This is a genomic window from Rubritalea tangerina, from assembly GCF_042683245.1.
In the GTDB taxonomy this organism is placed as follows: Bacteria; Verrucomicrobiota; Verrucomicrobiia; order Verrucomicrobiales; family Akkermansiaceae; genus Rubritalea; species Rubritalea tangerina.
In genome coordinates this window covers 57575-80993 of sequence record NZ_JBHUJB010000076.1, presented here as the reverse complement: position 1 = coordinate 80993, position 23419 = coordinate 57575, and the positions used below count along the sequence as shown (strand labels likewise).

Genomic DNA, 23419 nt, shown 5'->3' with positions numbered 1-23419 from the left:
GGAGAAAGTGGCTGAACTTAGCGGTTCGGTTTTGGTTTTTGGGTGGCGAAGGAGACATTCCAGATACCTGCTTTTCTGCAGGTATCGATGACGGTGATGATGTCTTGGTAGCGGGTATCGGCATCGCCACGGATGCGGATGGGTTGGTTTTTATTGACTCTGACGAGGCGTTCCATTTTGGCCTGAAGTTCGTCGAGTGTGTAGATTTTTTTCTCCATGACGATGGTGCCATCGGAGCGGACGTTGATGAGTTCTTCGAGGTAGGCGCGGGTGGTGGTGGCGCCTTCTTCAGCGGTGGGGACACTGACGTCGAGTTCGGTTTCGTAGTCAGAGAGTTGGTAGGTGACGATGAAGAAGATCAGCAAGAGGAAGACGACATCAATCATCGGTGCCAGCTGGAAGCCAGCTGGGGGTGGTTGGTTGTTGCGGAATTTCATCGATGCGGAAAAGGGTTGGTGCGCTTAGATGCCTTCGACGTCTGGGCGGGTGGTGTCGATCGGTGAGGGGGTGCTGCGGCCTTGGCGGTTGACTTGGGCGAAGCCTTCTTCGTCCTCGTCGAAATTGCGCAATTCTTCGGCGAAAGCAGCTTTTGGTGTGGAGCCACCGGCGCGGTTGTATTGGGCGGCGAGGAGGGCCATGAGGTGGGTGGAGGCAGCTTCGAGTTCGGCGATGTATTTTTGGACGCGGCCGCGGAAGATGGAGTAGAAGATGAGGGCGACGATGCCGATGATGAGGCCTGATGCGGTGGTGATGAGGGCTTCGGAGACGCCGCCTGCGAGTTCCATTTGTTTGACTCCCTCGAAGTTACCGGCGGAGATTTGGTAGAAGGATTTGATCATGCCGATGACGGTGCCGAGGAGGCCGATCATGGGGGCGATGGCGCCAATATCGGAGAGGTAGGAGATTCTTTGGGTGAGGATACCGGCTTGGCGTGAGCCTTCGGCTTCGGCGACTTCGCGGACTTCTTTAAAGGAGACGCCGGAGTTTTGGGTCATGAAGTCGAGGGATTTTTCAGCGACGCGCGAGATGGATTTATTTTCTCGGTGGCATTGGGCGACGAGGCCGAGGTAGTCGCGTTTGCGGATGAGGGCTTCGGCGGAGGACATGAAGCGGTCACTGACGACGGAATTGCGTCGGATGGTGATGAAGTAGAAGAAGACGAGGACGAGGGTGGCCACTGAGATGAGGGCGAGCGGGTACATCACGAAGCCCCCTTTTTCGACGACGAGGTCGTAGACGTCGAGTTCGACGGGGGCATTGGCAGCAGCGTCATCTTGCGCGGAGGCAGTGAGCGTGAGGGCTGCGGTGAGGAGGCCGTAGAGGCTGAGAGTGCGTTTCATATCTGAAGCTATCGAATAGAGATGTTTAGGCGAGTGTAGCGTGGCTGTGGCTGACTGCAAGTGCGGGAGTGGATTCCCTGACAGCTTGAGCGGGCGACACACACAGTGGAGTTGTTCTTATAGCGCCGTGGGCGAGCGGTCTTGCGTGGATATTTTCTGGTCTGGTGGTTGCTCAATGGCACTTAGGATGTATGCTCATCCTACGTTTGTGACAGCTTCGGTCTATCGATGGAGTTGTGCAAGGTGAGATGGGTATGCAGGACAAGAAGCCAGATTTTCGTGAGAGGATGCGTCAGATGACGACCCAGCCGGGGGTGTATTTGATGAAGGATCGGATTGGGAACACGATTTATGTGGGTAAGGCGAAGAATTTGAAGAAGCGCTTATCGAGTTATTTCATGCCATCGCGCAAGGCGAAGGCGGACTTGAAGACGCGGACCTTGATTGGGTCGATATGGGATTTTGAGACGCATGTGGTTCGCAATGAGGAAGAGGCGTTGATTTTGGAGAGCAAGTTGATCAAGCAATACCGGCCGCGCTACAATGTGAGTTTGCGGGATGACAAGCGGTTTTGGTTGGTGCGGGTGCAACTGAAGACGGAGCTGCCGAGGTTTGAGCTGACGCGCTTGAGGCGGGATGATGGGGCGAAGTACTTTGGGCCATTTGTGCATTCGACGGCTTTGAAGGCGACATTGGAGTGGTTGAACAACGCGTTTGGATTGAGGACGTGTGGGCAGAAGTCGCCGGGCGAGCACGAGTATAAGCATTGTCATGCGGATGTGATTCGGAATTGCACGGCTCCGTGTGTGGGTAAGATCAGTGTTGAGGATTATCGGGCTCGGGTGATGGAGGCGGTGGATTTTTTAGATGGCAAGGGGAAGAGGGAACGGTTTGCACATTTGCGGGAGGAGATGCAAGAGGCGGCGGAGCGGATGGATTTTGAGAAGGCAGCGGAGCTGCGAGATGTGATTCAGAACTTGGAGAAGACTTTGAGTCCTGCGCGTCAATTTTCGCGTGGGCGCGGGGTGCCGACGACGGTGAAGCCGACTGAGGATTTGGCTGATTTGGGTGAGTATTTGGGCTTAGACCGTCCGCCTGTGGTGATGGAGTGTTTTGATATTTCGAATGTGAGCAGCACGCACATTGTGGCATCGATGGTGCGGTTTCACGAGGGGGCGCCGGACAATCAAAATTACCGGAGGTACCGGATGAAGACGGTGGAGAGCCAGGATGATTTTGCGAGCATGGCGGAGGTGGTACGGAGGCGCTATAGCCGGATTTTGATGGAGAGCCAGCGGGCAAATCGGGCGTTTTTTGAGCGCAACCAAGAGCCTTTGGTGGAGGCGATGCGCAAGATAGGCGATGAGGGGAAGTCGCCGATACGGATGCCGGATTTGGTGATTGTGGATGGTGGCAAAGGGCAATTGTCAGCGGCTTATGCTGAGCTCAAGGCCTTGGGTTTAGGGGAACTGCCGATTGTGGGTTTGGCAAAGCAGCACGAGGAGATTTTCTTTCCCGGCGAGAGTGAATCATTGCGGATTGATCACAGCCAAGGCGCATTGAAGTTGATGCAGAGGATTCGCGATGAGGCACACCGGTATGCAAACAACTACAATGAGCTGCTGCTGAGGAAGAGGATGAGCGAGAGCTTGTTAGACGATGTGCCAGGGATGTCTGAGGTGCGAAAGCGTGCCTTGCTGCAGCACTTTGGGTCGGTGGCTGAGATCAAGAAGGCGGATGCGCGCGCGCTGCAGAAGGTGGACGGGATTGGTCCCAAGTCTGCTGAGAGCATTGTGGCTTGGTTTCAGCGTGGGTAGTTATGGGGGGGGCGCTGCCTGCAGCTAGCTTGCGGGCTCCGATTGAGTTTTAGCGGCTGAGTTTAAGGCGGAGGAATTCTTGATTTGAGTCGGCATTGGTATTACTGCGGACTTTAAGGGTGTTTGCGGAGTCTTCGAGGGTGGTGGTGCCGGCGTCTGACCAATCGACGAGGTTGGTCGAGCGCTCGACACGATAGGTGAGGTCGTCACGGATTTGAGCGCGATCGACGGTGAGTGTGAGTTTTCCATTTTCGATGCTCATCGAGGGGACAGTGGGTGCGGAGTTATAGGCCATGGGGTCGCCACCGAGTGCGTACTCGATGAGGTTATTGGCCCAATCACCGTCGGGGTTCGCGGTGGTAAGTTGCTCATAGGGGTCAGTGATATTCTGATTTACCAGCCAGAGTTGGAATCCGTCAAAGAGAGGGTCGGATTGGTATATGTGGCCATCGAAGCCACAGATGATAAAGGAATTGTTAAAGTAGATAGTATCACGCATGGAGGCAGATCCTGGTAGAGGAATTTCGCGCCAAGAGGTTTCGTCGAGAGAGACGTATGCGCGGCGTGTGCTACTATAGAAGTCTTCGCCAATGATGAGTGAAATTCCAGCAAAATGGTCGGAGCCTGTAGCTTCAAATTGTTCAGCCCCTTGATATGAGTGAGACCAAGATAGGCCTTCATCTTGGGAGTAGCTGAGGTGGTTGTAATATCCTGAGCTCAGGAGAGTATCTGCTAATTGGTTGAGGTGGGAGAGTCCACTGTAACTGTAGGGGAAGTTGATGTTGTTTTCAGGGATATGGGACCACGATGTTCCATCAGTGGATCTTAGGATGAAGGGGGATGTCGGCGAAGTAGAGCCAATCAGGGTATCTGATGCACGCCCACCGGCAACAAATGTCGAGCCCGTGTATGTAATGGTGGTGATATCTTCAGTGCTAAGAAAAGGCTGACTGATGAGGTTCCATGAGGTGCCGTTTGTTGTGCGATAGATGGTGCCATTTTCACCGACTGCGACACTCACCCCTTGTGGGTTTGTGGTAATGGCTCGGAGAAGGTTAGGGCCTTCGAGTAGGTTGCGGTTCCAAGTTTCTGCGTCAGTGGAAGAATAGATAACGGCTTCCCAGCGTGAGTTAGAGAAATTGTAGTCATAGCCGACCGCTATAAATCGGGTTCCGTCATAGGTGACATCACGGAAGCGCACATTGGTTCCCAAATTTTTGGTGTTCCAGCTTGAGCCATCAGATGAGTAGGCTAAGCAGCCACTATTTGAGGATTCACCCCCCACAGCGACGATGGTGGAATTCGAGCAGGCGAGAGCGCGGTAGTGACGGTTTGACTGAGTGGTGGTTTTGAGGGTCCACTGGAGTAGCGGGTCAGAGATCGTAATATTATGCGTTGTGGTGGTGGATTTGCCCTTCATGTCAGAGACGGTGAGAGTGACGGTGTAGTTACCACCGGCAACCCAATAATGAGTGACGGAAGAGGTGTAAGCTTTGCTCTGGCCATCGCCGAAGTCCCATGAGTAGACGAGTGCGTCACCGTCTGGGTCAGAGGCTGAGGCATTCAAGGTGATTGGAGTTCTTGCGTCAGCGTTGGAGTCAGCAATGATGTTGGCTAAAGGGGCATTGTTGTTTGGGAATGGGCCTATTGCGACATTGACATCGATCCATTCATTTGGGCTGGTGCCACCTTGAGCGATTGGGGTGACATTGACGATGCCAGTGGTGTCGGTGAAGGTTTGGTTGATGGGCAGGGCTGAGTCTCTGGTGTCATCAGAGCTGTCAGAATCGGAGTCCGGGGTCATATCGAGCAAGCGAGCTTTTGAGCTGGTGTGCGCCCAAGTGACGTAGAGGCCATTGCTGAGCGAGGTGTTCGAGGTGAAATTTTTTCGGTATCCGACCCAGAAGGTTTCGGATTCGTTATTTTGGATTTCGAGGGCGAGGGCGTTATTGTCATTTGAGGAGCTATGGTCGAAGCGATAGATGCGGTAGGTGCCGGAGGTGCTGGTAGGTTTGATGACCTTGGGTTCTTCTATCCAATTGAGGCGGTGTTTGGCGAAGTGGCTGAAGTGGCCATTTGGGTAGGAACTGCTGGACCCCATCATATCGAAGGGGTCACCGTAGGTGATGGAGGAGCCAGAGCCCATGATGGAGCCATCGTTGGTTTGCCAAAATTCGGCGTGGTAGAGGCCGTAGTTGTGGCCAAATTCGTGGGTGATGGTGCCGCGTGAGACATCGCCATTGAGCCATTGGTTGCCACCGCCGACGGAGGCGAGGCCGGCGAACTGGACACCACCGAAGGTGATGGGGATATCAGGGAAATTGACACCGACAATGTCGTAGGCGGAGAGGTCGTAGCCGGCAGCTTGCGCGAGGGCGCGTGCGTCATTGAGGAGAGCGGAGGAATCCTCCAAGTAGCTGGTAGATGGGGAGGGTAGGCGGAAGAGTTCGCTAGTGACAGTGGGGGTGCCGAGGTTTGTCTTGCTATAGGACATTTCATCGATGAGGTCTGAAGAATCGTTGAGCCTCTGGAGGAGTTCGGCCTGGGTGTAGGCGGCACCGGAGACATCGGAGAAATCGACGCGGATGAAGAGGACTGATTTGGGAGTTTCGGTCCGTGCGCTAGCCTGGACTTCTGCGGCTTGGACGAGTTGGTTGAGGTCGATGGTAGCGTCGTTGGCTAGGAGGGCATAGATTTGATCATTGGACTTGGGGGAATTGAGTTGCTCAATGGTGGTGAGGCTTTGTTCGAGGGTTTGAAGTGAATTTGGGCTTTCGAATGCGTGGACATAGCCTCCGATGAGGGCATAGGTATGGCCATTTGCAGGGTTTCCGGTGGTGGGGTCGACCATGAGGCCTCTGGGAGAGGTTTCATAGAGGTCGACGGCAAGGTCGAGTTCTACGGAGTTGAGTGGGTAGACGGGTGAGTCTGTGAGCAGGACAATATCACCTGCGAATTGGTAGCCGAATGAGGAGAGGGAAGCCTTACTGAGGACTTGAGAACGCAGGTCCGATGTGTAGGCAGTCGCGTCGCCAAAGGTGGCCGAGATGGGTGAGGAGTTTTGGCCTTTTAGTTGGGCGCGGACTGAGTCTGGGGCTTCGCCACAGACGTTGTAGACGTCGTAGCTTTGGGTGGAACTGAAAGGGGTTTCAAAGAATGGGCGAAGTTCCTCCGGAAGCTGAGCCCATTGTTCCAGGCTGATGCAATGTGTGAGGGCTCGCTCTGGTGAGTTGCGGAGGAGCTTGATCAGTTCTTGGGAGCGTTGTTGGGCAAAAACCTTGGCATTTTGTATGGTTTGAGCGCGTTGGGTGGGGGAAGAAGTGTTGTTGAGGGTGTGGAGGAGGTGGTCGATGGAGGCAGTAGCCGAGACCTTTTCTGCACTGCCTACCGAGGACGGAGATGAAATGAGAGTGTTTTCAGTGATAGCAGGAGGTGCTGCGGTCTGAGGAGTGGTGGGCTCTTTTTGATCAGAGAGCTGGAGGCAAAAGGGGATGGCTGCGCCTAAGAGCGCTAGCGGTAGGGCGATTGCAGTGGATGGTCTCATACTTGGGTTTGTGCATGGTATGAGGGGGGAATGGTCCACTAGACCAACCTAAATGGAGGATGTTAGCAAGGAGGGAATTTGGTGGGGGCTAAACGGGTGATTTAAATGGAAGGTGTGGATATTTCCCAAGGCATTGGGGGTGTAGTTTTAGTGTGGATGGACGGTGGCACCATCTGCGCTGTGGCAGACGAAGGCGGTGGCCTCTTTGCCGGATTTTTGGGAATAGATGTGGGTGACATGCTTGGCGTAGGCAGCCGCGTCTGCGGCACGCGTGAGGTGGATTGAGATACCCCCGAACCCCCCACCGCTGAGTCTGGCGCCGAGGCAGCGTGGTGATTTATTAGCAATGTCGACGAGGAGGTTGAGTTCTGGGCAGGAATTTTCGAAGTTTTGGATGGAGCTTTGGTGGGATTCAAAGAGCAAGTGGCCGAAGCGGGTGAAATCGTGTGTTTTGAGGTAGGATTGGGCTTGGTGGACACGGGAGTTTTCAGAGACAACATGGAGGGCGCGCTTGTATTCCTCTTGTGAGAGGCTGGTCCGCGACTGGTGCAGTAGGGGGAGGTCGACATCGCGTAGGGAGTGGAGGTCTGGGTGTTTTTGGGAGAGAGTAGCGAGCGCGCTTTCGCATTCGGCGCGTCGTTGGTTGTATTCCTGACTGAGGTCATGGGCGACGTGGGTATTCACGACGACGATGGCGAGTTGCTGGGGGAAGGGAAGGTGCGAGAGGTGGAGGTGGCGGTATTCGCTGAGCAAGAGGTGGTCTTTTTTTCCATTGAGTGAAGTGAGTTGGTCCATGAGGCCTGTATTGGCACCGATGTAGTGGTTTTCGCAGGCTTGGCCGATTTCCGCTTTATTGGAGAGGTTGAGTTCGAAGAGAGCGTCTAGGCCGGAGACGAGGGCCATTTCTAGAGCGGCGGAGCTACTCATGCCTGCAGACAAGGGGATGTCAGAGGTGATGAGCGCCTGGAAACCGGTGAGTGCGTGCTGGTTTTGTTGGAGTATGTGGGCGATACCCCGTGGGTAGTTGAGCCAATCTTTATTGGGAAGTGGGGAGTTGATCGAGTGGAGGTCGAACTCTCGGATGTTGGTTTCAATTTGCGGGCTGAGGAGCTGGCATAGAGAGCCTTGGGTTTTTCTGAGAGAGATTTGGGTATGGCGGTCGACGGCCAAGCTGAGGACGAAGCCTTGGTTGTAGTCGGTGTGGTTACCTAGGATTTCAAGTCTTCCGGGAGCCTGAGAGAAATGGGTGGGTTTGGCAGCGAAGGCTTGCTGGAAAAGGTCGAGGTGGGTGAGGTGCGGGTTGGTCATTGGGTTATAGGGTGTGCGGTGTCATATGAGACCAGATTCCCGTAGGGTTGGACATGCTGATGTGGAAGGTATTTTGGAGGGATTGAGGAGCAACTTCTATGCCTTGCAATGGGTGTTCGTCACGCTTGTAAAACGCATTTTTCTTATCGATTCTCGCATCCTTTATTTGGGGATTCCTCTTTATTGTGGGGGTAGGTGGTGGAGTGTGTGGGCTATGTTTGATATGTGGTGATTGTGTCTACATTTAGAAAGTTCGTGATAGGAATGGGGTGGGTTTCATTTATAAGTGGTTATGGATATGGAAGCTAAGTATGTGGTTCCGAGTTTGGAGCGTGCGATGCGAGTGCTGGAATTACTGAGCCAGCATCGTGATGGGATGATTGTTTCTCAGATTGCAAAGGAATTGGGGGTGCCGCGGAATTCCATATTTAGGATATGTGTGACTTTGAGGGATGCTGGGTATATTGCATTTTTTCAGGGGACGCAGAGTTATGTTTTGACGCGGAAGCTTTTCACGATTGGGTATCGTGCGATGGGGGATGTGAATTTAGTGCAATTGGCGCGTGAGCCGATGTTGGCCTTACGCGATACTGTGAGAGAGACTGTTTTGTTAGGGACTTTACTTGATTGTGAGGGAGCAGTGTTAGAGGAGGTGGCAGGAACTCACCATTTTAACTTTCGGGTAGAGAAGGGGGCGAAGTTTCATTTGCATTGTTCGGCGCCGGGCAAGGTATTACTGGCACACTTAAGCAAGGCTGAGCAAGCGAAGGTGGTGGACCGTATCGAGTTGGTGGCCTTCAATGAAAACACGATCACTTCTAAGAATGATCTTTTAGATGGACTAGAGCGAATCAAGCTGGCAGGAGTGGCCTATGATCGAGCCGAGCAGATCGAGGGATGCCATTGTATTGCTGCGCCTGTGAAGGACCCATATGGTTATCCTGTAGCGGCGCTCTGGGTGACTGGGCCATCGAGTCGTCTTCCAGAGTCGAAATTTGTAGATGTTGGATCATTGGTAAAATCTGCAGCTGATCAGGTCACTAAGTTGTTAGGAGGTGCTCAGTGAAGCTACTCAGTGGTGCATTATTGTTGGCTGTTCTGGCTACGGGTTTGTTAGGTTCTGAAGGGCCAGGCGTGATTGGGCGGAGTTATTCGGAGGAGGAACTCTATAAGAGTTTGGGGGTGATAGATAGTTCGAAGAAGGGTGTGCGTGGCCATGCAGCAGTGCAACTTTTTAAAGGGTATTTGGTGGCTTTGGAGGCCAGAGATAGTGGGTTGGGAGACGCTGCGATAGCCTTCTTTGACATTTCGGACCCAGAGAATCCCAAGCGGGTTTCCACCCATGCAGATGCGCATACAAAGGTGTTGTTTGAGGGGCACAATTATGGGTTTGTGACGCATGAGGGTAGAGATCTCGCCTTTTTGCCATCGCAGACGGGGTTGCAAATTTGGGATTGGAGTGACATCCATGCTCCGAAGCATCTGAGTTCATTGGTGGTGTCTAGCCTTAGCAAAGGGGCTTATGCGGATACGGCGTGGTGGCTAGCTATGCAGTTCCCCCACGTCTATATCGGTGGGACAAATACTGGTGTGCATGTGGTGGATGCGAGTGATGTGCGGAGTCCTGAGTTGGTGGCCTCTGTGCCGATGCATAAGACGGGGGGCTTCAAGGTGGGGTCCTTGTTTGCTTGCGGCAACTTGTTGGTCTGCAATTCCTTTGATGGTCCTGGCATCAGCGTGCTTGATATTGGCGATCCTCGAGCGCCATCCTTGGTGAAGGTGTTGAAGGAAACCGTTGGTTACAGTGCTTTGTTCAATGGTGGGTATCTCTACGGAATCGCCGAGAAACCTCGGATTTGGGATTTGAATGATGTGAGCGATATGCGCTTGGTAAGCGATTACTGCGGTGAACGGCTTGGTTCGAAGGGGGGGTATGGAGTGATACAAGATGGCTATCTACATCAGGGAGCGTCTAATGGTTATGCTAAGTTGGATGTGCGTGATCCGGAGCATCCAAAGCTGGTGAAGCGTGTGCCGATGAAGGTGCCGCACCAAGATTTTGATGGGGCTAATGTGATCGGGCAATATGTGGTGATGACCTGTGATCATGGGACTGGATCTCACATGATAGCGCACGCAGTGGAGGCTGACACTCAAGGGCCCAGAGTTAACTTTGTGCACCCGAAAGATGGGTCGACAATGAACCATAGGCTCAGTCGGATAGGTCTCACATGGTCGGATGAAATAAACCATGCGACTCTCTCTGGGATTATGGTGAAGCAGGTTGGGGGGGATGAGATTCCAGGCTCATGGAGTTTGCATAATGCTATTTTAAACTTCAGCCCAGATCGGCAGTTAGAGGCGGAGGCCACTTATGAAGTGATCGTTCCTGTGGGCTCTGTGGAAGATCAAGTCGGTAATAAGAATACCGAAGCTTTTCGTTCCACTTTCTCGACTGGGAAGTTGATGAGTGATTTCAAGGTAGAGATTAAGAGCCCTGAACCAGTGGTTGTAGGAAAGCGCGTTCATTTTACTGTAGCTACGGCAGAGGAGGGCACTGAATATGCCTGGGACTTTGGTGATGGAAAGGGGCTCACAGCCTTTAGTTCGAGCCCGGTGGTGACGAAGAGCTTCAAGGAAGCCGGGCGATATCAAGTGCTGTTACATTCCAAGCGTGGGGATGCTCGTGCCTACAGCCAGGTGAGCTATTTGGTGCACAATCCATTGACGGCTACATTGCCCAGAAATTCTTCCACGATTGCAGTGGATGGTGAGGCGATGGTTTGGAATGTGAACCCAGATAATGGCTCGGTCAGTGTGACCAATTTTGAGACTGGTGAGCTCAGAACTGAGGTGGAGGTTGGTAAGCATCCAAGAACATTATCGATTGCTAAAACCAGAGTGGCTGTGGTGGATGAGGCTGAGGCTGCGCTTGTCTTGATCGACTCGCGCAGTCATCAAGTCACTGGAAGAGTGGTATTGCCATATGGTTCACGTCCGTATGGAGTGGTACTTACGCGGGACGGAGAATCAGCATACATTTCAAGTCAAGCGTTGGGGGTGATTTATCAGGTGGATTGCGTTCAGCAAAAAGTTGTTAAAGTAATTAACTTGTTAGATGGTGGCGATTCATTGAGAGGGGTGGCTCTCAGTCATGATAATAAGGAGCTTTACGTCACAAGGTTCCGTTCCCCTGATATGGGGGCTGAGGTTTATCAATATAATCTGGAAGGCGGCGTAGTGAGGAAGATAGATCTAGCATTTGATACGTCCGCAGATACCGAGGATTCGGGCCGCGGCGTTCCGAACTACCTCAGTCAGATAGTACTGTCACCTGACGGTTTGCAGGCGTGGGTGCCATCGAAGAAGGACAATATAGCACGGGGGCTGGCACGGGATGGTAAGCCGCTGAATTTTGAGAGCTCAGTGCGTGCGATCGCTTCCAAGATTGATCTCTCTACTGGCCAGGAGGAAATTGAGAACCGACATGACTTTAACGATAAAGACATGGCGACAGCAGCAGTCTATAGCCGTAATGGTGATTTGCTCTTCGTAGCGTGCCAAGGGAGCAATAGCGTGGAGGTGTTAGATAGCTATAGTGGAGAGCATATGACCTCCATTTTACATGTGGGTGCAGCACCCCAAGGCTTGGCCTTGAGCAAGGACGGGCTCACGCTGTATGTGCATAATTTTCTGGATCGATCAGTGGTTAGCTATGATGTGACCGATTTGGTTAATGATGGTGGCGGCCAGGCGAAGGTTCTGAAGCGTATCACAACGGTTCGCGAGGAGAAGTTAGAGCCCATTGTGTTGTCGGGGAAGAAGCATTTTTATCATGCTGGAAACCCGCGGATGAGTCGAGATGGTTATATCAGCTGTGCAAGTTGTCATCTGGATGGTGGGCATGATGGACGAGTATGGGACTTCACTGATCGGGGCGAGGGTCTGCGGAATACCATTTCTTTGTTAGGTAAAGCTGGGGAAAAGCACGGTCGTTTGCACTGGAGTGCTAATTTCGATGAAATTCAAGATTTCGAGCATGATATTCGAGGAGCCTTCGGCGGGACTGGATTTAGCAGATCGTCTAGTAAAGCATTTCAGAAAGCGCATCCACTGGGGATTCCCAAGGCAGGTGAGAGCAAAGAGTTAGATGCCATAGCTGCGTATGTGCGTTCGCTCAATGAGACTCCTAAGAGTCCGTACCGAAAGGAGGACGGCAGTCTTACCGAAGCTGGAGTGCGTGGTCGTGCGTTGTTTAAACTAGCTGGTTGTGCTGATTGCCACGGGGGGGACAGCTATACGGACAGTTTAGACGCAGTGGTGCATGATGTTGGGACATATCAGCCCAGCAGTGGGAAGCGGCTATCTGGGGAGCTGAGGGGCTTTGATACTCCATCGTTGCTCGGAGTCTGGGCGACAGCACCTTACTTGCATGACGGTTCAGCTGCAGATCTGAGGGAGGTGTTAGTAGATCGCAATGTAGAGGGGATGCACGGCAAGCTCGATGGGCTATCCGAAGCGCAGCTGAATGACCTGATCTCCTTTATTAAGCAACTGGATGATAGTGAACCTGCAGTGGCCCAGAACCAGAGAAGTACAAGCTCAGTAGACGTCTATGACCCTAAGCGACTGGCGGATTCTCTGGTGAATGCAGTACAGGAGGTGAGGGCGATAGCGCCCTTGAGTGCGACTCTTGGGAGGGATCTGAGCCTTGAAGAGGGGTATCAAATTCAGGAGGTTTTTGATCATGCAATGATGCAAGAGTACGGGAGGGTGAGTGGCTATAAAATGGCATTTGCCAGCAAGGCGTCACAGAAGAAGTGGGGAGTCTTAGCACCAGTGTCAGGAACCTTTTTCACCAATCAGGAAGTGGAATCTGGCGGGTCGGTTGAGGCTGACAGTTTCATAGGTTTTCACATCGAATCAGAAATTGCATTCACACTTAAAAAAGACATCCGCAGGACGATCAAAACTGTGGATGATCTCATGCCATACATTAAGAGTGTGCATGTCGGGCTGGATGTCCCAGATCTACGCTATGATAAGTCACTTGGGAAAATGACCACTGGGGATATTGTGGCGATGAGCTGCGGAACGCATACCTATGTGTTAGGCAAGGGTGTTCCTGTGGAAGGACTGGATTTCAGTAAGTTGCAGGTAGACCTGACGCTAGGTGGAAAGGTGGTATATCAAGGTGCTGCATCCAATGTGTTAGGTGACCCTCGTGAGTCACTCAGGCAGCTAGCAAACCGGATGGTGAAAACTGGTAAGCCTCTACGTAAGAACCAAGTTGTACTGTCAGGATCTGTTGCGGGTGCGTATTTTCCAAAAGAAGGGATGCCTCTCAAAGGTGTTTACGAGGGCAGAGCTACAGGCCTTCCGTCCGTCCAGCTCGAAGTGAAGTAGGACTTGTTAGGTAGACGATAGAGTAGCAGAGAGGCTTGTAAGTTTAGCATGCAAGCTTACTCATTGGGGGGGGAGTGGTGATCTGGCGCCTGCTATTGTAGAGGGCGCCTGTCTGAGAATTTTTATGTCAGGCAGGACACCGCAATTGAGGGGGGAGGCAGGCAGTTTATTCGACTTCGACGGTTTCGAAGAATTTTTTAACGGGGCGTTTGACGACATATTTTTCGTCGACGACGACATCGCCTTTACGGGTAGTTTGTTTGGTGACGCAGCTGGCGAGAGGGAGGCTGAGTGTGGCTGCGAGGGTGAGGGTCAGAGTTTTCTTGAACATGGGCATAAGGCGTATTGTGTGTGCATCACAGTAGCAAGCGGGAGAGAGGGGGGACAAGGCTAGAATGGTTAGGCAGGGAGGAAGGTTTTATGAAGTTTGGGGGATGGGGAGAAAAAATGTCAGGATAAAATGTAATGTTAATGCTGTAAGTTCACATGATAGAACAGACTCTCAAAAAACTAGCATCATGATCACACGTTACCTTTTGTCACTATCGGCTTGTTTAGGGGCCTTTGCGCAGGCTGCTGAGCAACCTCATTTTTTATGGATCATATCAGAGGATAATTCGAAGCATCATTTGAAGCACTTTGATAAGTCAGGAGTGGCGATGCCGAACATGGAGGCATTAGCGCGTGACGGGGTGAGTTTTGAGGCTGCTTGTTCTAATGGGGCGGTATGTTCGGTGGCGCGCTCTACGCTGATCAGTGGTTGTTATGCGCCGCGGATTGGTGCGCAGTTTCACAGAAAGCAGATGGCTGTGCCGATGCCAAAGGGCTTGAAGGCGTTTCCAGCTTATTTGAAGGAAGCTGGTTATTACACGACCAACAAGAAGAAGACGGACTACAATTTGAAAGTGAATATGAAGGAGACGTGGAGTGGTTCTGGCAATTGGAGTGGTCGCAAGGAGGGGCAGCCATTTTTTCACAAGCAGACACTGGCTTCGTCTCATGAGAGTTCGTTGCATTTCAAAGAGGCAGCGATGAAGCAAAAGCCCATGGTGGAGAAGATGTCGGTGGTGCAGTTACCAGCGCATCACCCAGATACGGCTATTTTTCGATACAGCTATGCAGCCTATCAAGAGAGGATGCGGGGGATCGACAAACAATTAGGGGCTCTGATAGGGGCTTTGAAGAAGGATGGCTTGTATGAGGACACAATTATTTTTTATTTTGGTGATCATGGTGGCGTGTTGCCGCGTAGCAAGGGGTACGCTCAGGAGACTGGGTTGGCGGTGCCTCTCATTGTTAGAGTGCCAAAGAAGTGGCAGCACTTGATACCATTTGAGCCAGGTAGCCGGACTGACGTTATCGTGAATTTTATGGATTTTGGGCCATCACTCTTGTCGGCGGCGGGGCTTCCTGTGGCTGAGCAATTTGACGGTAAGCCATTTTTAGGCAAGGGCTTGAGTGTGGCAGATCTTGGGGAGCGTGTGGGGGTGGGTTATGCGGATCGGTTTGATGAAAAGTACGACTTAGTGCGTACCTATCGGAAGGGGAAGATGAAGTACACGCGGAACTTCCAGCCGTACAATCCAGATGCCTTGCACAATTTTTATCGCTATAGGCAGCTGGCGTATAAGGAGCTCAGAGAGATGCATGAGGCTGGTGAGTTAGATAGCGTGCAGGAACAATTTTTTGAGAAGAAGCCTGCGGAAGCATTGTATGATTTGGAAGCCGATCCCTATGAGTTAAACAATCTCGCTGGGGATTCTAAGTATGCGGATGTTCTCGAAGGAATGCGGGCTGAGCATATGGCTTACCTGAGGGAGAAGAACGACTTGAGTCTTTATCCTGAGAGTTATTTGATCGAGTCCGCCTTTCAGGATCCGGTAGCATTTGGTCTGAGCCGTAGTGCGGATATCAGTAAAATGTTAGACATCGCGAATTTGCAGTTAGAGCGATACACGGATGCGAGGGAGGGCTTGGTGAAGGCATTGAAATCGAAGAAAGCATGGGAACGTTATTGGGGCTGTATCAGCGCTGCATCATTTGGCGATCAGGCTAAGGACTTGGCAGGGGCAGTGAGGGAGGTAGCCAAGAAGGATGAGAACCGCTTGGTCCGGGTGAGAGCTGCGGAGTATTTGGCGATGATAGGGGATACAGGGGCGAAGGCGGTGGTGGACGAAGCCATCTCTAGCAGCACGGATGCTGTGGAGTTGAACTTGATTCTCAATACAGCAGCAATGTTGTACGAGTTTGATCCTAAGGTCTACCAATTCAAGTTAGATGGATCTAAGTTAAAGGCTAAGTCTCACCTGATCAAAGAACGTGTTCAGTATTTGAATAAAGGATCTTAGGCTGTGTAGAGCTATGATTTTTTCGGGTAGGGCTGCATTTCTTTGATCCAGTTACGGGCTAGGGATTCGAGCTTCTTGGCGATTTCTGGGTGATCTGAGATGCAGTTGTTTGATTCTTTGATATCCTTATTTAGGTTATAGAGTTCGGATTTTTCGGTTTTGGCATTGAGGATTAACTTCCAATGGCCATCTCGGACGGCGATATTTTGTTTGATTTGCCAGAATAGGGGGTCGCGTTTCTCCTGAGCGTCAGACTGGAGGATGGGGAGGACGTTGATGCCATCGAGTTTGGTTGTAGGTTGAGCTTGGGCCATGGCTAGGAAGGTGGGGAAGAGGTCCATGGTGAGGATGGGGGTATGGCAGGTGGAGCCTGCGGGAAGAGAGCCTATCCAGTTAAAGATTCCGCAGACGCGGTGGCCGCCTTCATAGATTTGTCCTTTTTTACCGCGCAGGCCACCGGAGGATCCGAGTGAGGCGGGTCCATTATCTGAGCAGAAGATGATGAGGGTGTTTTCTCGAAGTTTATGGGCATCGAGTTGGGCGACGACATTGCCGATTCCTTCATCCATGACTTCAATCATTTCTCGGTAGATGGATTTGGGGTCACCGGGGAGTTTGGTGCCGGTTCTGGCTTTACCGATTTCTCTAAAGCCGGGGGAATTTCTTCCTTGGATGGGGTAGTGTGGTGCTCCGTGGGTGAGGACGAGGCAGAATGGTGTGTCTTTATGGTTGGAAATGAAGTCGACGGCTTTTTTGGAGATTAAGTCTGTTAGGTAGCCAGTCTCTTGATGTGGTTGATCTTGTTTCCACCAATCGTAGAATCCTTCTTGGTCGATGAATCTATGGTAGTCGACGTTCCCAGAGACGAATCCAGTGAAGTGGTCAAAGCCTTGGTGGATGGGGTGGAGGTGTTTTGGATATCCGATGTGCCATTTACCGAAGAGGGCGGTGGTGTAGCCCTGTTTTTTGAGTTCTTCGGCGAAGGTGACTTCATCGAGTGCGAGTCCGGTATCGCGGTGGTTTTTGGCCGTGACGACGCCGGTGATTCCGCAGCGTTGTTGGTAGCGGCCAGTGAAGAGAGCGGCTCTGGTAGGGGAGCAGACAGCTCCGTTAGAGTGAAAGTCTGTGCAGCGGACTCCGGTGGCAGCGAGCGCGTCGAGATTCGGCGTGTGTGTTTGTTTGGCTCCGTAGCAGCCAATCCCGCCGTACCCTAGGTCATCGGCCATGATCAGGACGATGTTAGGTTTCTGAGCAGCTTGGAGAGAGGTAAGTGAGAGGAGGCAAATGCTCAGAAGGCGGGATAGGATCATGGTGGGTTATTTTTTTGTAAGTTCTTGTGGGATGAACTCATAGTGATGGGATTCTAATGTGTCGATGACTTGCTGAGTATCGGTTTTGCTTGAATGGATATCGACGATGACTTTGGTAGAATTTTCTGAGACGTAGCGTGGGGTGACGCCATCGAGCTCGGAGAGGAGTTTTTTGACACGTTTCACGCATTCATTACAATGGATACCATCGAAGCGGAAGACATAGCGTTCACCGCCGACGGTATAATTTTTTGAAGTGATGGCTTTAGTGATGGTATTTTTTTTGACGGTTGCTGGGTTGTAATTGACGGTAGCGACTCCTGATTTGAGGCAGATATGTTCGACGGTGACGCCTGTCATCGAGTTGAGAGTACGTGCGATTGTTTTGGAATCTTGCTTGGTTGTGAGGCCTTTGACGACGATGGTTTGGGTCTTTTTTTCGGGATCTTGTGGGGCGTAATTGACGGCTTCGGGAACGCATTCGGGGCCGCAGACGTGTAATTCTTCATCGGCTGTGAGTGAAGCGATCGAGAGGGCCGAAAGCAAGAGAGTGAGGTTTTTCATAGTGTATTGGGTTTGGGTTATATGTGTAGAGGGTGCATCTATTAGCAGATGGGTTGTGGGTGGCAAGCTGAAGCGCCTGAGCGAACTGTGTCCCTAAGGGGGGCGAATTGGCATGGGATGAGGTGGGCACAAAAAGAGCCACGGTGGGGCACCGTGGCTCTTTGGATTACATTTCTTGGGTCAAAGGTTAGAGTGACTCAGTGAGGAGGATGGAGCCGCTGCTATCGGAGCCACCTGCGCCTGAGACGTGGGCTTTCAGGGTGTAGGTGACTCCTTGCTTTTTATTGTCGAGTTTGAGGGTGTAGCGGTTTTGGCGGGGTTTGCCGCCGGTGAAGCCCGCGTGGTCATCGGTATGGATGACTTTCCCATCAGCGAGGAGTTCGACTTTGGAAATGTCGAGCCCGTGGAGACCGCTGGTGTAGTTGAATTCGACGTGATTTGGGCCATTAGCAATGACTTTAGAGACGTCGAGGGTGAGGACCGCTGGCGAGGATTTCAAGGTGTCAGGGGACCAGGCGCCGAGGGAATGTGAGACAGGGGCTGACGACTTAATGGATGCTTTATGGAGGATACCATGGAAGCCACGGGGGAGGTCTGGGTCACCGATGTGGGTGAGTGGGCAGACGGTTTGAATATTTTTGGACCCTATTAATTTGTCATCGATGTAGAGTGAGGTTTTACGTTTTTCACCGACGAGGGTGATGGTGGTTTCTTTGCCGAGTGGCACTTGGTAGTTCCAGACGAGGATGTCTGGTCGGTAGGAGGTAATCGGGTCATAGCCTGGGGCTTGGTTGGCACGGACGAGACCGATTCCTTTGTGTTTGGTTTCCTGTTTTGTCTTTTTATCGACGGTGCTGTGTTCCAAGTCTAGGAAGAGCGTAGCGAGCTTGGAGCTGAGCAAGGTTTCGTTCCCTGCGATGTCGTTATGACGGGTGAGGGTGAAGCTTGCGGTCCATGGGTACTCGAGGTTTTCAGATTTGAGCTCGCTGGGGTAGGTCGTATTTCCGATATGGTGGCGCGGGCTCTCGAGTTGCCATACGAATCCATCGGCAGCAGCTTCACGGGTGAGGAGTTTGACGGTGGGGATGCTGGCAGTGGTCTTTGAGGTACCTTGGAGGAAGGCTTGGTAGTTTTCGTAGCCTTTGCTGCCCCAGAGTTTTTCACCCATGGTTGCCATGGATGGGAGTGAGAGGCGGGCGATTTCGTTCCAGGTGTGGCCGGTGGGGCCGAAGTCGTTCCAGATGTGGAGTTTGCCACCGAGCAGGCCGGGGTCGGATTTCTCTAACTGTCCTTCTGGTTTGTCTGAGAACTGGCGTGGTGTCCAGGTGTCATAAATGAATTGGTTATTCACGCCGTAGTAGGGGGCACCCGGGACAATGTAGGTGTAGAAGTGAGAGGAGTTAACGACTTGGTAGCCGGCTTTTGATTTCACTTTGGCATCGGATGTTTCCCACATATCGATGACGACAGTTTTGTTAGGTTCAGTGGTTCCGGGGAGGTGTTCGTATCCGGACCAGATGCGCGTGACTTTATTATGTTTTTTACGGAGGTATTCATCGCAGTGGTTGATGTACTGGCGGAATGCTTCTCCGAGAGCCTCGCGGTCTTCTTTTTTCTTCACGAGGTTGATGCGGTATTCATCGGTGCCGATATGGAACTCTTTGGCATCGAAGAGTGGGGCGACCTCATCGAAGATTTGTTCCATGAAGCGGATAGCATCTGGGTTATGGAGGTCGAGGTAGGCGAGCCCGAAGCCGTTGCGGTTCATTTCATTTTGTGCGAGCTCGGGTTTGAGGTTGGTGAATGCGAGGGCGTGGCCTGGGGAGTCGATTTCTGGAATGATCGTGACTCCGTGGAGTTTTGCGAAGTCTTGGAGTTCGCGGATTTGTTTAAAGGTGTAGTGGCCGTCTTTTGAGGGAAGGTTGGGGAAGATTTTGGATTCGAGGCGATAGCCTGGGTAGCGTCCCCAGCTATTATCGTTGAGGTGGAAGTGGAGTTCGTTGAGTTTCATCCAGCCCATCATGCGGATCCAGTCTTTGAGGTCCTCGACTGGCATGAATTTGCGGCCGACATCGACGAGGACTGAGCGAACAGGAAACTCGGGGCTGTCTTTGATACTGAGTGCCGGAACCTTATTTTTATGGTTTTGAAGGTACTGAAGGAGGGTACGGCTACCGTAGTAGGCGCCATTGGCATCAGCACCAACGATGGTGAGATTTTTGGGGCTCGTTTGGAGGGAGTAGCTTTCTGCAGGTTCTTTTTGGTCAGTGGATTTTCGCAGGGCGATCTCACTTTCGAGTAAGATTTTATGGGATGTTTGATAGATATTAGGAGTGAATCCTGTGAGCACCTCGATCTCGTGAGCGAGTAATTTGGCGAGAGGCAGGAGAGCTTCATCGGCGCGAATGGCGGTGTGCTCGGTAAGGGTAAAGGCTTTGCCTTGGACCTGTACCTGTTTTGGTTGGGGGACAATGGGCTCTGCGGCGACCAGTGCAGAGGTCGTCGCGGCTAGACTGAGGCTAAGTATTTTGTTCATAAGTGTTGGGTGTCTACTTGTATGGGAAAGAGACCAGATAGTCAAATTTGAATAGAAAGTGGTGATATTGGACCTGTGTTCACGAATCTGAGTGGAATCTGTTTCTTATCTTTGTCATTTTTTGTGAAGGGTGGGGGATTTATGCGCGAAACATGTCAAAAAATGCGTGATTAAGCGCAATGTTGGAGGGCGTTTTTAGGGTAGAAGGGGTACTGATGATGAAACGATACTATTCAATGGCGCTTGGAGCGGTGGCTTGTGCTTCTGTGTTGCGGGCTGCTGAAGACGGAGCTCAGCTCTATAAACAAAATTGTTCTGCCTGTCATGGAGTACAGGGGGAGGGTGCTGCGAGTGGCACATTTCCACCATTAGCAGAGAGTGCTTGGGTGCAGGGGGATGCTGCGCGGGCGATTCAGGTGTTATTGCATGGTTTGGAAGGTCCTATAGAAGTGGCGGGACGCAAGTATAACTTGGCGATGCCACCGCAGGGGGCGATGCTGACGGACGCGCAGATTGCAGCGACATTGAGTTATGTTCGAACCCAGTTTGGGAATGCAGAAGAACCTGTTAGTGTGGAAGAGGTAGTGGCTGCGCGCGAGTGGAGTAAAGGGAGAAAGGACACTTGGAAGGCAAAGGAATTATTAGAACATTACCCACTTCCCAAGGAGGTTTCTCCCATTGAGAGTTTGGTGATGGAAGTGTTTCACGGTGATTGGAAGGTGCTTCCGGAGTTTGAACAACTTGAGTCTGTGGCCTTTGAGGAAGAGCAAGATGGGTACTTTAGCTTGCGTCACATTAAGAAGAAAGATGGCTTTGGGATTGTTTGGACAGGCATGTTAGAGGTTCCCGAATCTGGAAATTACCGTTTTGAATTAGATGCGGATGATGGTGCGAGGTTGGTGGTGAATGCCGTGGAGGTGGCGCATGTGAAGGGGACTGGGCCGATGGGTAAAAGGCGTCAGGTAGGAGAAGTGGCTTTGGAGAAGGGGAAGCAAGCGATACGTTTAGAGTATTTTGAAGCGACGAGGGATGCGGGTTTGAGTGTGCGTTGGTCAGGGCCAGGGATCAAAGGTAAGCAATGGCTCTCTGAGCGCGCGCACAAGGGTGGGAGGGCTCCCGCGGCTGTGATTGATTTGAGTCCGAAGGGCAAAGAAGCAGTTCTTTATAATAATTTCATAGCGGGGACGACACCACGCGCGATCGGTGTGGGGTATCCTGAGGAAGTGAACATCGCCTTTAGTACGCAGCATTGTGCACCTGAGATTATGTGGCGTGGGCCATTCATTAATGGGGGAAGGCACTGGACTGGTCGGGGGCAAGGCTTTGAGGCTCCGATGTCGTCATATTCTGTTTCCTTGGCCGCGAAGAAGGCACCATATCGATATGTACGAGAGGGTGAAGTCGATTGGAGTGGGACGAGTGAGGTGCAATTTGTGGGCTACGTGTTAGACACATTACGCTATCCGACATTTCGATATCGGGTGGATGGGAATGAGGTTCGGGAGAAGGTTGAGCCGAGTGTGTCTGGGATGAAGAGGAAGTTAGAAGTGGTGTCGCCCGGGGGAGGAAAGTTAGGGATAGTATTAGGAAATGGATCAGCAGTTCAGAATGGGAGAGTGCTTGAGATCGATGGGAAGGTTGTGGTGCAGTCACCAACAGAGATCGTTCGGGGAGCAGAGGGATATCACACAGAAATTGAGCTTAAGAAGGGCGTAAACACATTCACATTAACATACTCATGGAAGTAAAAATTATTGGTACGATGGCGGTGGCTGCAGTGATGAGCAGTCAGTGGGTAGAGGGGCAGATTCGCAAAGGCGATGTGCTTCCGCAGACAGATTCTGAGCAATCTCAGTATTATGTTAGGGAACTTATACCTATGCCTAAAGGTGAAGTGTTAGAGGTGGGCTCATTAGCCTTGATGCCGGAGAAGCGGCTTGCGATAGCGACACGGCGAGGGGAGATATGGATTTGTGATGGGGCATATGGGGAGGATTTGAGTAAGGTGAAGTGGTCACTGGCTTTTTCAGGGGCCCACGAGCCCTTGGGCATGTTTTACAAGGACGGATGGCTACATTTCACGGACAGGGAAGCGTATGGCAGAATACGCGACATTGATGGGGATGGTCGTTATGATGAATATCAGGTTCTTTCGAACCAATGGGGCATCACTGGAGATTACCATGAATATGCTTTTGGGTCTTCGCCGGACAAGAATGGGGATGTTTGGACTGTGCATTGTTTGACTGGTTCAGGGCGTGCCAAGGCGCAATGGCGCGGATGGTGTTTACGGATCACTCCGGATGGGAAGACTATCCCTACCTGTTCAGGGGTGCGTTCCCCTGGGGGAATTGGGTTCAACCATGTGGGTGATGCTTTTTATACAGACAATCAGGGTTTGTGGAATGGGACTTCCTGTATCAAGCACTTGAAGCCAGGAAGTTTCACAGGCAATCCGACGGGCAATGTGTATTATGATCAGGCGCCAGAGATGGGGAAGCGACCGAAGGACCCGGTATCTGGTTCGCGTATCAGCATAGAGGCAGATCGCATTCCGGAGTACGTGCCTCCTGCTATTCAGGTCCCGCACGGAAAGGTGGGGCAGTCTCCCACTGCTTTGATCTCCGAGTCTAGCAAGGGGAAGTTTAGCCCATTTACGGATCAATTGTTAGTAGGTGAGCAAACCCATTCTCAGGTGCAGCGTGCCTATTTAGAGAAGGTCAACGGGGTTTATCAGGGAGCGATCTGGAAGTTTCTAGACGGCTTTGAGTGTGGTATTGTCCCGATGCAGCTGGCGGAAGACGGAACCTTATTTGTCGGGGGGACAAACAGGGGATGGGCATCAGTTGGGCCGAAGACGTTCACCCTAGAGCGTGTTCGCTGGAATGGTGTGGTTCCTTTTGAGATGTTGACGATGGAAGCTGCTAGAGGAGGCTTTACTTTGCGTTTCACTGAGCCCTTGGACAGGGAAATTGCTGAAGATATTGCCAACTATAAGGTGGCGGCGTGGACGTATATTTACCAGAAAAGCTATGGCAGCCCTGAAGTTGACAAGGTCACGCCGAAGGTTCTCTCAGCTGAGTTGTCTGAGGATGGCAAGCTGGTGAGGATCCTGTTAGATACTATGATTAAAGGTCATGTTCACCATTTAGATTGTAATGGGCTGCGTTCAAAATCGGGAAAGGCACTTTGGCATCCAAACAGCTACTACACCCTCAATGAGATTCCTGGGGAGTGATTGAATAA

14 protein-coding genes are annotated in these 23419 nt (G+C 51.8%); 6 read left to right on the top strand and 8 right to left on the bottom strand.

The window, feature by feature from the left end; translation table 11 throughout:
* Positions 1-17: 17 nt before the first annotated feature.
* Both ACFSW8_RS15675 and ACFSW8_RS15670 read right to left on the bottom strand, forming a co-directional pair.
* Positions 18-437: an ExbD/TolR family protein gene (locus ACFSW8_RS15675; RefSeq protein ID WP_377088364.1), complete on the bottom strand. Its 420-nt coding sequence runs from the start codon at positions 435-437 to the stop codon at positions 18-20.
* A gap of 24 nt (positions 438-461) precedes the next feature.
* Entirely contained in the window at positions 462-1340 is an 879-nt protein-coding gene (locus ACFSW8_RS15670; protein WP_377088366.1) for a MotA/TolQ/ExbB proton channel family protein, read from the bottom strand.
* A 254-nt stretch (positions 1341-1594) separates the two neighbouring features.
* On the opposite strand from ACFSW8_RS15670, the gene ACFSW8_RS15665 reads away from it, so the two are divergent.
* Positions 1595-3157, top strand: a complete 1563-nt coding sequence (locus ACFSW8_RS15665) for an excinuclease ABC subunit UvrC (RefSeq protein ID WP_377178725.1) — start codon at positions 1595-1597, stop codon at positions 3155-3157.
* 49 nt (positions 3158-3206) lie between these two features.
* Here the strand turns inward: ACFSW8_RS15665 and ACFSW8_RS15660 are convergent, their stop codons facing one another.
* Positions 3207-6701: a PKD domain-containing protein gene (locus tag ACFSW8_RS15660; protein WP_377088372.1), complete on the bottom strand. Its 3495-nt coding sequence runs from the start codon at positions 6699-6701 to the stop codon at positions 3207-3209.
* A gap of 147 nt (positions 6702-6848) precedes the next feature.
* Complete coding sequence (gene galK / locus ACFSW8_RS15655) at positions 6849-8009, bottom strand: galactokinase (RefSeq protein ID WP_377088374.1); 1161 nt, start codon at positions 8007-8009, stop codon at positions 6849-6851.
* 292 nt (positions 8010-8301) lie between these two features.
* Here galK and ACFSW8_RS15650 point away from each other — a divergent pair, with 292 nt between their 5' ends.
* A complete protein-coding gene (locus ACFSW8_RS15650) occupies positions 8302-9075 on the top strand; it encodes an IclR family transcriptional regulator (protein WP_377088377.1) in 774 nt (257 codons plus the stop codon).
* Positions 9072-13415, top strand: a complete 4344-nt coding sequence (locus ACFSW8_RS15645) for an Ig-like domain-containing protein (RefSeq protein WP_377088378.1) — start codon at positions 9072-9074, stop codon at positions 13413-13415. Before ACFSW8_RS15650 ends, ACFSW8_RS15645 begins: the two co-directional genes overlap by 4 nt.
* A gap of 166 nt (positions 13416-13581) precedes the next feature.
* Here ACFSW8_RS15645 and ACFSW8_RS15640 read toward each other — a convergent pair whose 3' ends face one another.
* On the bottom strand, positions 13582-13746 hold the full coding sequence (locus ACFSW8_RS15640) for a hypothetical protein (RefSeq protein WP_377088380.1): 165 nt from the start codon (positions 13744-13746) through the stop codon (positions 13582-13584).
* Between the two features lie 187 nt (positions 13747-13933).
* Between ACFSW8_RS15640 and ACFSW8_RS15635 the strand changes: the two genes are divergently transcribed.
* Complete coding sequence (locus ACFSW8_RS15635) at positions 13934-15763, top strand: sulfatase-like hydrolase/transferase (protein ID WP_377088382.1); 1830 nt, start codon at positions 13934-13936, stop codon at positions 15761-15763.
* Between the two features lie 11 nt (positions 15764-15774).
* Here ACFSW8_RS15635 and ACFSW8_RS15630 read toward each other — a convergent pair whose 3' ends face one another.
* From ACFSW8_RS15630 to ACFSW8_RS15620, 3 genes are all read right to left on the bottom strand, one after another.
* Complete coding sequence (locus tag ACFSW8_RS15630; RefSeq protein WP_377088384.1) at positions 15775-17073, bottom strand: sulfatase family protein; 1299 nt, start codon at positions 17071-17073, stop codon at positions 15775-15777.
* Positions 17074-17079: 6 nt separating this feature from the next.
* On the bottom strand, positions 17080-17637 hold the full coding sequence (locus ACFSW8_RS15625; RefSeq protein ID WP_377088385.1) for a heavy-metal-associated domain-containing protein: 558 nt from the start codon (positions 17635-17637) through the stop codon (positions 17080-17082).
* Positions 17638-17824: 187 nt separating this feature from the next.
* Positions 17825-20173 (bottom strand): beta-N-acetylhexosaminidase, encoded by a 2349-nt coding sequence (locus ACFSW8_RS15620; protein ID WP_377088388.1) that lies wholly within the window; start codon positions 20171-20173, stop codon positions 17825-17827.
* 215 nt (positions 20174-20388) lie between these two features.
* Between ACFSW8_RS15620 and ACFSW8_RS15615 the strand changes: the two genes are divergently transcribed.
* Positions 20389-21921: a PA14 domain-containing protein gene (locus ACFSW8_RS15615; protein WP_377088389.1), complete on the top strand. Its 1533-nt coding sequence runs from the start codon at positions 20389-20391 to the stop codon at positions 21919-21921.
* Positions 21912-23411 carry a PQQ-dependent sugar dehydrogenase family protein gene (locus tag ACFSW8_RS15610; protein WP_377088390.1) on the top strand — a complete coding sequence of 500 codons (1500 nt, stop codon included), beginning with the start codon at positions 21912-21914 and terminating at the stop codon, positions 23409-23411. Before ACFSW8_RS15615 ends, ACFSW8_RS15610 begins: the two co-directional genes overlap by 10 nt.
* The last annotated feature ends 8 nt before the right edge of the window (positions 23412-23419 follow it).

What these genes read in the sequence shown, in the direction of transcription:
- ACFSW8_RS15675 (WP_377088364.1), bottom strand. Translation starts at nt 437, where the DNA reads ATGAAATTCCGCAACAACCAACCACCCCCAGCTGGCTTCCAGCTGGCA.
- ACFSW8_RS15670 (WP_377088366.1), bottom strand. Translation starts at nt 1,340, where the DNA reads ATGAAACGCACTCTCAGCCTCTACGGCCTCCTCACCGCAGCCCTCACG.
- ACFSW8_RS15665 (WP_377178725.1), top strand. Translation starts at nt 1,595, where the DNA reads ATGCAGGACAAGAAGCCAGATTTTCGTGAGAGGATGCGTCAGATGACG.
- ACFSW8_RS15660 (WP_377088372.1), bottom strand. Translation starts at nt 6,701, where the DNA reads ATGAGACCATCCACTGCAATCGCCCTACCGCTAGCGCTCTTAGGCGCA.
- galK (WP_377088374.1), bottom strand. Translation starts at nt 8,009, where the DNA reads ATGACCAACCCGCACCTCACCCACCTCGACCTTTTCCAGCAAGCCTTC.
- ACFSW8_RS15650 (WP_377088377.1), top strand. Translation starts at nt 8,302, where the DNA reads ATGGATATGGAAGCTAAGTATGTGGTTCCGAGTTTGGAGCGTGCGATG.
- ACFSW8_RS15640 (WP_377088380.1), bottom strand. Translation starts at nt 13,746, where the DNA reads ATGTTCAAGAAAACTCTGACCCTCACCCTCGCAGCCACACTCAGCCTC.
- ACFSW8_RS15635 (WP_377088382.1), top strand. Translation starts at nt 13,934, where the DNA reads ATGATCACACGTTACCTTTTGTCACTATCGGCTTGTTTAGGGGCCTTT.
- ACFSW8_RS15630 (WP_377088384.1), bottom strand. Translation starts at nt 17,073, where the DNA reads ATGATCCTATCCCGCCTTCTGAGCATTTGCCTCCTCTCACTTACCTCT.
- ACFSW8_RS15625 (WP_377088385.1), bottom strand. Translation starts at nt 17,637, where the DNA reads ATGAAAAACCTCACTCTCTTGCTTTCGGCCCTCTCGATCGCTTCACTC.
- ACFSW8_RS15620 (WP_377088388.1), bottom strand. Translation starts at nt 20,173, where the DNA reads ATGAACAAAATACTTAGCCTCAGTCTAGCCGCGACGACCTCTGCACTG.
- ACFSW8_RS15615 (WP_377088389.1), top strand. Translation starts at nt 20,389, where the DNA reads ATGATGAAACGATACTATTCAATGGCGCTTGGAGCGGTGGCTTGTGCT.
- ACFSW8_RS15610 (WP_377088390.1), top strand. Translation starts at nt 21,912, where the DNA reads ATGGAAGTAAAAATTATTGGTACGATGGCGGTGGCTGCAGTGATGAGC.